At 60.4% G+C, this 2,276-nt stretch carries 3 protein-coding genes and 1 pseudogene; 2 read left to right on the top strand and 2 right to left on the bottom strand.

Annotation, left to right across the window (positions count from 1 at the left end):
• Positions 1 to 364: 364 nt before the first annotated feature.
• Positions 365 to 886 carry a hypothetical protein gene (locus ACWCQ1_RS52000; protein ID WP_451030120.1) on the top strand — a complete coding sequence of 174 codons (522 nt, stop codon included), beginning with the start codon at positions 365 to 367 and terminating at the stop codon, positions 884 to 886.
• Between the two features lie 13 nt (positions 887 to 899).
• Positions 900 to 1,079 carry a hypothetical protein gene (locus ACWCQ1_RS51995; protein ID WP_451030119.1) on the top strand — a complete coding sequence of 60 codons (180 nt, stop codon included), beginning with the start codon at positions 900 to 902 and terminating at the stop codon, positions 1,077 to 1,079.
• Between the two features lie 665 nt (positions 1,080 to 1,744).
• Here the strand turns inward: ACWCQ1_RS51995 and ACWCQ1_RS51990 are convergent.
• Complete coding sequence (locus tag ACWCQ1_RS51990) at positions 1,745 to 1,867, bottom strand: DUF2283 domain-containing protein (RefSeq protein WP_451030118.1); 123 nt, start codon at positions 1,865 to 1,867, stop codon at positions 1,745 to 1,747.
• Between the two features lie 182 nt (positions 1,868 to 2,049).
• Positions 2,050 to 2,181 (bottom strand): annotated as a pseudogene (locus tag ACWCQ1_RS51985) (IS5/IS1182 family transposase); the annotation flags it as partial.
• Positions 2,182 to 2,276 lie beyond the last annotated feature (95 nt).

The raw sequence follows: 2,276 nt of genomic DNA, 5'->3' as shown, positions 1-2,276 counted from the left end.
TCCGCAGCGAGAAGGGCATCCGCTGGGGCGGACGCCCCCTCGCCACCGCAGCCTGAACGACCCGGCGAACCTATGCGGTCAGAGCACTAGCCGGCGGTAGAGGGTGAGGGCTTCTTCGATGGCGGCGCTGGTCGCTGCGCTTCGGGACAGGCCAGACATATGCCACCTCAGCATGGCCGTCAAAGCCTGCGGCTCACGGGCACGGGGACTCAACTCGACATGGGTCGGAACCGGGCGCAGGCTTGAGTTAGAGGGGTCTCCATGCACGGCTGACGTCATTCCATCCGAGGAGACGTGGCCGTAACAGCGGTGGAAGAACTGATGAGCTGAGCCAAACCCACCTTCGCCTGCAAGGAGAACAGAAATGCCTTATCCTAAATGGGATTTCGATATCATATCCCCCGAACTCGTAATGAGTCGGGATAATGAGGCGCTTTGCCCTGTCGAGCCAAAGATCACGCTAGTTGATGCCCAGTCGTTTGACGACGCCGTCGAATCGACCTGGAATCAGTATGGCTTGAGAGAGTGGAAGGGTGTCGACGATCACACCAGCGGAAACGCCGGCAACATCCAATGGCTTATTTGCCAGGTGCTTCCCTCGGAACGCCTATGTGCATACCACTTGGGGCGAGGCATGGCGGCAGTGGCTCTTGAGGTTATCGGGTTTCCGATTTTCGAACAGTACGTGCCCCTGGTAGCCCCGATGGGCAATCTGATTGAGAGGGTCACGATCGGGGCGCCGACGTCCTATATCTCGCGGGCCCGAGAGGTACTCAGGGACTTCATGGAGGCAGAAGCGAACAATGGAACCCAGGGGTTTGCTGATCGCTATCGAGCGACCGAACCCGTCCGCCCGAAAAAGGTCCACTGGTGGCAACGCCTATGATGGGAATACCGCAATGAAGAACAACAGCATCGATGCCGTCCTCGGCGAAATTTCCAAAAAGCCCACACTGGTCAACTTTATTGTACCCGGGATGACCTTCATCCTAGCGAAAACGTTGGAGGACATCACCAACCCGGAGGACCGGAGATTGGTCAAAAAGCTGATCGATAGCCTCGACACGTGGGAGAAGTAGGGTTGGTCAATGCGGGAAACGGCTACCAATAGACCACCCCGAAGGGCTGCGCGGGGAGTGAACGGGGAGTGGATCAAGGAAACGATGATGCGCTGCACCCACGCGAACCAACGCACAGTAATGCTCTGACCTGCTCATATACGCAACGATCCTGGTCAGAGATCTTTCCGCACATTAATCGGGACGAAGAGGTCGTGGGTTCAAATCCCGCCACCCCGACAGCCGAAACACCAGTTCAGGCCCGGTGCTGCCGCACGGGCTTGGCTCAGTCGAAGCGGTAGAATCAGGCGACCAGCGGGCCGCGCCGGTAACGCGGACGCATGTTCTGCGCCACGATGGACTGGCCATCGGGCCGTAAGTCGCAGAATCTGAAGGTTGAAGCGGCGGGAACCTGGCAGCGGGGTAGGTGTCCAGACCGGGATGGCCGTAGGTCCGGGGCTGGTAATTGCGTTGTCGATCTAGTGCGACTGAGGCAGCATCCCGGTCATGGGACTGCCTGCTGATGTGCTTCGCTTTGGCCAGGTCGAGCTTCGCCGATGGCGTGTCAACGACATCGAGACCCTGCATCGGGCCATCACCGAGTCGCGTGATCACCTACTGAGGCCTTTCCAACCATCCTGCGGCGGCCAGTAGTCGGCTGCGGCAACCTGCCTCGTCGAACCTCGTCATGCGCCTTCGGTATCCAGACGTTCCGCTGACTCAAGCAGGTACTTTGGCAGCTTCGAACTGGCCGCCAACACCTCGATACCGATGAGGCGCCCCTGCTCGTCCAAGTCAAGGTTGATCATGCCGCCGGCCTCCACCGGGTCACAGGGATCATGCGAGTCGACTGCGCACGGGCTTGTGGACGTACGAAATACACGTACGCAGCATCCGCCGTCTTGTCGTAGGTGGCGGTGACGTCCGCCATGGTCAGCGCGCTCCCTTGAAGGGGTGAGGTCAGTCTTGCCCGTGTTGCGCCGCCCCAGCCTCATGCTGCGGTGGCGAGTTGCAAGGCCAGGACGGCCCTGACAATGTCGGTCATGCGGTTGGTGCTGCAACGGAGTTTGCGCAGGAGGCGCCAGGACTTCAGGGTGGCCATGGCTTGTTCGCCGAGGGCTCGGGGTCGTGTCCCGCGTGATGGTGTAGCCGATCAACTGGTGGGAGTGTTCGTCGTGTTGGGGAGCGCGGGGGCGCTCTCGGGGAGTCCGGGGTAGA

The organism is Streptomyces sp. NPDC002144 (genome assembly GCF_053593695.1).
Note: the sequence above shows the minus strand (reverse complement) of the source record. Positions and strands in the feature narration are given on the sequence as shown.